This window comes from Cryobacterium aureum (genome assembly GCF_002954245.1).
GTDB classification, from domain to species: Bacteria; Actinomycetota; Actinomycetes; order Actinomycetales; family Microbacteriaceae; genus Cryobacterium; species Cryobacterium aureum.
The window spans coordinates 206,226-213,643 of the sequence record NZ_PPTG01000002.1; the positions used below are offsets into that span (position 1 = coordinate 206,226).

The window sequence follows — 7,418 nt, forward strand, 5'->3', positions numbered from 1 at the left end:
TCGGAGCATGACAAGTTCTTCGGCCAGCACCCAACGGCTCGTTCTCGTGGTTGCGGTGCTCGCCTCGTTCATCGCCTTTCTCGACGGCACCGTCATCAACGTGGCCCTGCCGGCGATCACGCGTGAGCTCGGCGGCGGCATTGCCACCCAGCAGTGGGTGGTCGACGCTTACCTCATTACCCTCGGTGGAATCATCTTGCTCGCCGGTTCGCTCTCCGATGCTTTCGGGCGTAAGCGGGTGCTGTTCTGGGGTCTCGTGGGGTTCGCCGCAGCATCCGTTCTCTGTGCCGTGGCACCGAGCGCTCCCTTTCTGATCGGCGCGCGCGGGTTGCAGGGAGTGGCCGGTGCCCTGCTGGTGCCGAGCTCTCTCGCCCTCATCTTCAGCACGTTTTCCGGCGCCGGTCAGGCCCGCGCCATCGGCACTTGGACTGCCTGGACCAGCACCGCCTTCATCGCGGGCCCGCTCATCGGCGGTCTGCTGGTCGACCTGTCGTCGTGGCGGCTGGTCTTCGCCATCAACATCGTGCCCATCGCGGCGACGCTGCTTCTGTTGGCGCGCCTGCCGCGCGACCCCGCAGCGGATGCCGGCACCCGCGTTGACATCGTCGGCGCGATTCTCGGAGTGCTCGGACTGGCGCTGCCCGTCTTCGCACTCATCGAACAGGGGAACTTCGGGTGGGGGAGCCCGGTCATCCTGATCCCTCTCGTGGTGGGCCTCGTGTGCTTTGCGGCGTTCATCGGGCACGAGCGGCGTACCCGGCAACCGATGATGCCCCTCAGCCTGTTTCAGGTGCGCAACTTCTGGGTGGGCAACGTGGCCACGACCTTCATCTATGCGGCCCTGTCGCTCGGCTCATTCATTCTTGCCGTGTTCCTGCAGCAGGTCGGCGGGTATACAGCTACGCTGGCCGGCCTCGCACTGCTACCGGTAAGCATTCTGAGCATTGCCCTGTCGGGACTTGTCGGCCGGCTCGCCGGACGGTTCGGGCCGCGACTGTTCATGTGCGTCGGCCCGATCACCGCCGGAATAGGGTTTTTCGCTATGCTCCGGGTCGATCAGAGCGTCACCTATTTCAGCCACGTACTGCCCGGCGTCGTGATCTTCGGCCTCGGCCTGACCATCACGGTCGCCCCGCTTACCTCCGCCATCCTGGGCGCCATCGATCCCAGCCGGGCCGGCATCGCGTCGGCCGTCAATAATGCCGTGTCACGGGTGGCCGGACTCGTTGCCATTGCAGCGGCGAGCATCATCGTCGGCCCGGTGCTCGACCTGGAGGGGTTTCATCGGGCGGCCATTGTCACCGGAATTCTGCTGGTCGGCGGTGGAATCGTCTCGGGCTTGGGTATCCAAAACGCAATGTCGGTGCACGTGGATAAACTGCAGGCATGACGGTTCACATCCGCTGGGGGATCCTGGCCACCGGCGGCATCGCCCACCTGTTCACCAACGATCTCGTGCAGAACGGCCACACGGTGCAGGCCGTGGGGTCGCGCAGCCAGCAATCGGCGGATGCCTTCGCTGCTGAATTCTCCATCCCCACCGCGCATGCCAGCTACGCAGATCTCGTGAACGACCCCGAGGTCGACGCCATCTACGTGTCGACCCCGCACCCTTTCCATGCCGAGCATGCCTCGCTCGCGCTGAACGCCGGCAAGCACGTTTTGATCGAGAAGCCGTTTGCGCTCAACGCTCACGAAGCCCGACAAATCGTCGACCTCGCCGCGAGCCGCGGATTGCTGGTCATGGAAGCCATGTGGACGCGGTTTCTGCCGCACATGGCCCGCATCCGCGAGGTTCTCGCCGCCGGAACGCTCGGTGACGTGCGCAGCCTGCTCGCCGACCATACGCAAGATCTGCCCGACGACCCCGCGCATCGGTTGAACTCGCTCGCCCTGGGCGGCGGCGCGCTGCTCGACCTCGGCGTCTATCCAGTGAACTTCGCGCACGCCGTCTTCGGGACACCAGACACGATTCTGGCCAGCGCCTCGTTCAAAACCACCGGAGCGGATGCCCAGGTCGCGACCATCTTTCGCTATGCCGACGGCCAGATCGCTACGACGTTCTCGGCGAGCGACACCCTCGGCCCGACCATGGCATCCATCATCGGCACGGCAGGGCGCATCGATATCGACTCCGTGTGGTACTCGCCGACCGGGTTTCGGGTTCTCGACAATCTCGGCGCTGTACTCGAGACCTTTGTGCCGGCCGAGTTCACCGGGCGCGGCATGCACTTCGAAGCGGTCGAGGTTGAAACTTTGATTCGGGCCGGCAGAATTTCGAGCGGCATCATGCCGGCCGAAGAATCGGTCGCCATCATGGAGACCCTTGATGCCGTGCGCGCTCAGATCGGCCTGCGCTACCCGGGCGAATAGCCGGCCCGGTAGAGCGTCGGATACCATACGGAGGTGGACGAACCAGTGCAGACACCCGAACCCGCCACGGCCGATGCGGCCCCGCGCGGCGGGATCGCGGCCATCTTCACGCGGCACCGCCGGGCCTGGCTGATCGCCGCCGGCGCCCTGGTGTTCGTGCTGCTGGGCAGTGGAGCCGTGTTCGCCGGAACCCAGAACGGCGGGAATGAGCCGGCGGCGGCATCCGCTGTGGGCTCGCCGACGGCCACGCCGAGCCCGACGCCCACGGTGGATCCGGCCCGGCCGGTGCCCGCCGAAACGACAGCGGCCAGCCGCCTGCGCACGTGCTCGGTCGCCGGGCTCGCCGCCGACACCCGCCTGGCCGATTTTCAGGCGCAGGTGGTCAACGCCAACACCGGTGAGGTGCTGTTCGACCGCGGCGGTACGACCTCGTCGCGCACGGCGAGTGTCATGAAGGTGCTCACCTCGGCCGCTGCGCTCAACGTGCTGGGCAGCGACTACCGGGCCACGACCCGGGTCGTGAAGGGCACCGAACCCGGCCAGGTCGTTCTCGTCGGCGGCGGAGATTTGACCCTGTCGCGCCTGCCCACCGGTCAGGAACCGTTCTACACGGGAGCCGCCCACCTCGACGACCTTGCCACCCAGACCATGGTCGCCTGGGCCGCCGACCCGGCCAACCCGCCGATCACCTCACTCGTGCTCGACTCGTCCTACTTTTCCGGCCCCGACTGGGACGACGGCTGGGCCCGCACTGAACTCGGCCTCGGCTACATGCCTGAAATCACCGCCCTCATGGTGGACGGCGACCGCAATGAACCCACCCGCAGCACCTCCGCTCGCAGCGAAGACCCGATTGCCCGGGCCGGCCAGGCTTTCGCCGACGCGCTCGGCGGGGGACTGACCATCAGCCAGGCCACCGCTCCGGCCGGTGCCGCGCAGCTCGGTGCCGTGCAGTCCGCACCGGTGTCGACGCTCATTCAGCAGTCCCTCATCGTGAGCGACAACACCATCGCCGAGATGCTCGCCCGCCTCGTCGCCATCGAAAACGGCGCAGGCAACTCCTTTGCCGCGCTGCAGCAGGGCATCGTCGGCGGTCTCGCCGCCTACGGCATCGACACGACCGGCATGATCATCAAGGACGGTTCGGGCCTTAGTCCGAACAATGCCGTATCGCCGGCCTACCTCACTGCCCTGTTCATCAAGGTCAACGCTCGCGAGGGCAACCTCGGCGTGCTGTTCGACGGCCTGCCGGTCGCCGGCGGACCGCGCGGATCCCTCTCTTACAGCGACCGTTTCGCTGGCGCGAACTCCGCCGCTGACGGCGCCGTGTTCGCCAAGACCGGCTGGATCGACACCGGTTACACGCTCGCCGGCATCATCCACGCCGCCGACGGTACCCCGCTTACTTTTTCCATCTACGCCATCGGCAACGTCAGTTCCAACGCCAAAATCGCCATCGACACGTTGACTACCGGTTTCTTTCACTGCGGCGACAATCTGTCTAATAACTGACCATTCGAAGGAGACATCGTGACCCGTGCACTGTTCATCATCGACGTTCAGAATGACTTCACCGAGGGCGGTGCGCTCGGGGTGGACGGTGGGGCGGCCGTCGCGGCGGGCGTGAGTGCGCTGCTCGCGCAGCATCCGCTCGCCTACAAATACGTCTTCGCCTCACGCGACTGGCACGACATCGGCAATGACAACGGCGGTCACTTCGCCCGCGATGCCGCTCCCGACTACGCCGCCACCTGGCCGGTGCACTGCGTGGCAGGCACTGCGGGCGCCGAATATCACAAAGCTCTCACAACGGATGCCGTGACCTTTCACATTCGCAAGGGTCAGGGCAAGCCCGCGTACTCCATCTTCGAGGGCACCACCGAGGCCGGGCAGACCGTCGGGGCGCTGCTGAGCGAGCACGGAGTGACCGACGTCGACATTGTCGGCCTGGCCACCGATTACTGCGTGCGGGCCTCCACCCTCGACGCGCTTGAACACGGCCAGCACGTGCGCGTGCTGACCGATCTCGTCGCCGGGGTCGCCGCCGAATCCACCGCGACTGCCCTCGCCGAGATGGCGCACGCCGGAGCGGTGTTCGCTGCGAGTGACGCCGTCGAATGACAGAGTTCGCGAGACGGCTCGACGGTGTGCGCATCGCCTTCGACGCCACGGCGGGGGAGCGGCCGGTTCTGCTCGTGCACGGTTTCGCGTCGACTGCCGCGGTCACCTGGGGCGGTTCCGGCTGGGTTCGCGCGCTGGGCGAAGGCGAGCGCGGCGCGATAACGCCGGACCTGCGTGGTCACGGCCGTAGCGATAAGCCGCATCGCGCCGCGGACTACGCGCCCCGGCAGCTCGCCGCCGACCTCGTGGCCGTGCTCGACGCCCTCGAACTCGAGCGGGTCGACGTGATCGGCTACTCGATGGGCTCGCGGATCGTGGCCGCCCTGGCCCGGTTGGCGCCGGAGCGCGTGCGACGCCTCGTGCTCGGCGGCGCTGGTCCGCTAGAACTGTTCGAGACCTGGGATCAGGGCGAGGTGGCCCGATTCGTTGTCTCGGGTCAGCTGCCCGCCGACCCGACCATCGCCGCCGTGCTCGGCCCGGCGATCGCCGCTGGCGCCGACCGCGAGGCGCTGTTGGCGTGCGTGCAGGGGGTGGCGGGCTGCACGCTCGACGTGCCGGTGGGTATCCCGCAGCTGTTTGTGGCGGGCGGCGCCGACGCGATTCCGACCGGGGTGGCCGCACTCGCCGCCGAGCGCGACGCCCAATATCTTGAGTTGCCGGGCCGCACCCACCTCAACGCGCTGACGTCGCGCGAGTTCAAGCAGGTCGCCCTGGATTTTTTGGCCTGAGCTGTGAGCGAACCGAACGAAGACGAGACTCCTCTTGCTGGTTTTCGGCGGGAAGCCTGCCGTCCGGTGAAGTTCATCCGCGCAATTAGGTGTTTTCCGACTCCAGCTCCTGACGTACGGCGGCCAGCCGCTGCTCGGAGATCCTCGGATTCTTCAGAAGTTCTCTTCTGATCACCGGCGATGTGAATGTCCCCCAAACCTTATCCAAGTCGCTGCGGATTCGATTTGCAATCGTGGCCACCAAGTCGGGATGGGTCCTTATGCGTTCTTGGTCTGTGTCGCGAAGAGAAGGGTTCAGGGCGAGCTCCGTGAGACATGTCCTGAACCTGTCCGTCACCTCGCTAAAGCTGCTGCGTGCTTCCGCCGGAAGCCAAGACGGGGAATCCCAACCCTGGTCGAACCAATTTGCTGGTAATGAGGCGTCACGCCATTCGAGCACATCAAGCATGTGTTCGACGAAGCCGCGCGACCCCTCGTCTGAGTCGACGTCGATGTGAACTTTTGACAGGAAAACGGCCTGAACGGTTTCGGGGTAATCCATCCATTCATCCATTTCCCAGAGGTATTCGGTTGGCGCATTGGGATTCAGCATGACGAGAAGCTGGGCCCGTTCATCGTCGGTGGACATTATTTGGAGCAATAGGTCGGAGCTTGAGTTCTTATTCGACGCAAGACGTCTAGCGGCAGCAACGAGCGTTCGCTCTTCCGGTTCCTTCTGCTGCTCGACGCTTTCCGTCGATTGAGCCGCTTCCCAAATCCGATCGAGTAGATCACTCGTGCAGTCCTCATCGACAGCGAGGTCAAACATCCAGTAATGCCACGCATCTGTTGGCAGCTCAGATACGGAATCGCCTAACTCCGGAGCGTCGGCCGCCTCCGCCTCGAGACCTGCCTGCAGTGGGCTGGCAGGGTCAGACGCAAACCACGCATTGATCGCCATCCCTCTCGATTTAGCGCTTAACGCGACCGCCGAGCGTACGTCCTCACTGTGGTCTGCTGCCAGAATCCGCAAGATATTTTCAGGCGTGGATGGCGACGCTGCCACGGCAGCGCGCATGTACTCGCTTTCATCCAGCGCTGCGGCCTCTAATAATGTGAGCGGAACGTCTCGACGCACGAGGAGAGAATGTAGATTGATTCCTGCATCGAGAGCACGACTGAAGTCAACGAGCGAAAATGCGCTCTTCTCTGCCACAATCCGCGATCCTGCGGTTAAGGCTCCATGATCGGTGAGAATTGTCCAGACCAACTGCACAGGGGCCGACGGATGGTCAGAAATCGTTCTGGCAAGAACAAAGTCTTGCTCACCGTGCTTTCGATATAGGTCAGCGAGCAGTTCGGCAGAACAAGCTGGATTGGCGGCGATCCTCTGAACTAATTGATTTCCGTCGTCCGTATTAGTGATCTCGCCGTATTTTCTCCAGAGCGTCGCCAGAGTGCCAGCAGAACAAGCTCGATGATCCGCAATCGTCTGAAGTAACTGAGGTCCCGAGCCGACGTCAGCTAACCAACTTAGAATCTTATCTGGTGTAGATCGGTTCTCCGCCATGGCCGAGTAGTACATGGCTCGAATAGTTTCCAAGGGAATCGGGGACCCGCGACCTCTAAGAATCGTCTCAGCTTCGTAAGCAATTCGTGCGTTGCCATTGCAGACCAAACCGACCAGTGCGGCGACTGATACGTTTTTTTGAGCAAACTCGCGTCTTTTTCGGTTCCACTCCCGGTGCTGAACAATATCCTCGTAACTCTGGTTAACCGGCTCCTCAAAAAACCAAATCCAGTCGGCTGCATACATATCGACGATTCCTTGATCCGTGATTATGCCATCCAAGACTAGTTCCGAGAGTTCAATCGTTGGATGAAATTCGTAGTCTGGATCATCCCGAGCACCCATCCGTATTGCCATGTGGAGCGCACTCAGTAGGTCAAGTTTTTCTTTCTCTGGAAGGGCCTGTGTCCGCAACAGTGCACTACACAACTGGATGACAAATTGATTTCGTCCATGCCTGCCAGGCAATCGGGTTGACCAGATAGCCTCAGAGTAGATCCACGCGAGCGAATAGTCGTACTGAACCGTCCCTGATTTCCTGCCGCTTTCTTTCTAGTGAAAGGATTCGGTTATGCCCAAGAAATACCCAGATGAGGTTCGTGAGCGAGCGGTTCGTATGACGCTTGATCGTGTGAAGGATTACCCGT

The 7,418-nt window shown here is 63.3% G+C and carries 6 protein-coding genes; 5 read left to right on the plus strand and 1 reads right to left on the minus strand.

All coding sequences use genetic code 11. From position 1 onward, the window contains the following. Window positions 1–7 precede the first annotated feature (7 nt). From CJ028_RS01855 to CJ028_RS01875, 5 genes are read left to right on the plus strand one after another with little or no spacing between them, the layout of a single operon-like run. The gene (locus tag CJ028_RS01855) at window positions 8–1,390 is read left to right on the plus strand and encodes a DHA2 family efflux MFS transporter permease subunit (RefSeq protein WP_105033572.1); all 1,383 of its coding nucleotides are present in this window, start codon (window positions 8–10) and stop codon (window positions 1,388–1,390) included. After that, window positions 1,387–2,373, plus strand: coding sequence for a Gfo/Idh/MocA family protein (locus tag CJ028_RS01860; RefSeq protein WP_105033573.1), 987 nt, complete (start codon window positions 1,387–1,389; stop codon window positions 2,371–2,373). The genes CJ028_RS01855 and CJ028_RS01860 overlap by 4 nt, the downstream gene beginning before the upstream one ends. Window positions 2,374–2,406: 33 nt before the next feature. Beyond that, entirely contained in the window at window positions 2,407–3,885 is a 1,479-nt protein-coding gene (locus CJ028_RS01865; protein ID WP_240607023.1) for a D-alanyl-D-alanine carboxypeptidase/D-alanyl-D-alanine-endopeptidase, read from the plus strand. Window positions 3,886–3,903: 18 nt separating this feature from the next. Continuing rightward, a complete protein-coding gene (locus tag CJ028_RS01870; protein ID WP_105033574.1) occupies window positions 3,904–4,494 on the plus strand; it encodes an isochorismatase family protein in 591 nt (196 codons plus the stop codon). Continuing rightward, on the plus strand, window positions 4,491–5,222 hold the full coding sequence (locus CJ028_RS01875; RefSeq protein ID WP_105033575.1) for an alpha/beta fold hydrolase: 732 nt from the start codon (window positions 4,491–4,493) through the stop codon (window positions 5,220–5,222). Before CJ028_RS01870 ends, CJ028_RS01875 begins: the two co-directional genes overlap by 4 nt. Window positions 5,223–5,307: 85 nt before the next feature. On the opposite strand, the gene CJ028_RS01880 is transcribed toward CJ028_RS01875, so the two are convergent. Continuing rightward, window positions 5,308–7,053, minus strand: coding sequence for a hypothetical protein (locus tag CJ028_RS01880; protein ID WP_129590351.1), 1,746 nt, complete (start codon window positions 7,051–7,053; stop codon window positions 5,308–5,310). Between the last annotated feature and the right edge of the window lie 365 nt (window positions 7,054–7,418).

What these genes read in the sequence shown, in the direction of transcription:
- CJ028_RS01855 (WP_105033572.1), top strand. Translation starts at nt 8, where the DNA reads ATGACAAGTTCTTCGGCCAGCACCCAACGGCTCGTTCTCGTGGTTGCG.
- CJ028_RS01875 (WP_105033575.1), top strand. Translation starts at nt 4,491, where the DNA reads ATGACAGAGTTCGCGAGACGGCTCGACGGTGTGCGCATCGCCTTCGAC.
- CJ028_RS01860 (WP_105033573.1), top strand. Translation starts at nt 1,387, where the DNA reads ATGACGGTTCACATCCGCTGGGGGATCCTGGCCACCGGCGGCATCGCC.